Here is a 246-nt window from a genome sequence, read left to right on the forward strand (position 1 = left end):
GATGCCCTGCGTGGTGCCTTGCACCAGATTGTTGACGTTCATGGCCTGCTGCACGACCCCCAGCCCGCCCCCGGCCATGCCGCCGAAGCCCATCGCGAGGCTGTGGATCGACCCGATCTTCTGGCCCAGAGAGTAACCGACGGAGTTGTAGTCGACGGCGTCGTCGTAGTTCAGGCCCTTGCGGGCCATCGAGGTCAGGCCGCCGCTCAGGGTGTCGGCCCAGGCGGCCGACAGGTCGGAGAGGGT

1 protein-coding gene is annotated in these 246 nt (G+C 67.5%); it reads right to left on the reverse strand.

Translation table 11 applies throughout. The features are described 5' to 3' along the window. Nucleotides 1-246 (reverse strand): hypothetical protein (locus BGIM_RS65375; protein WP_029632036.1); only part of this gene is annotated, 246 nt, incomplete at both ends.

It is taken from the genome of Zavarzinella formosa DSM 19928, from assembly GCF_000255705.1.
Taxonomy (GTDB): Bacteria; Planctomycetota; Planctomycetia; order Gemmatales; family Gemmataceae; genus Zavarzinella; species Zavarzinella formosa.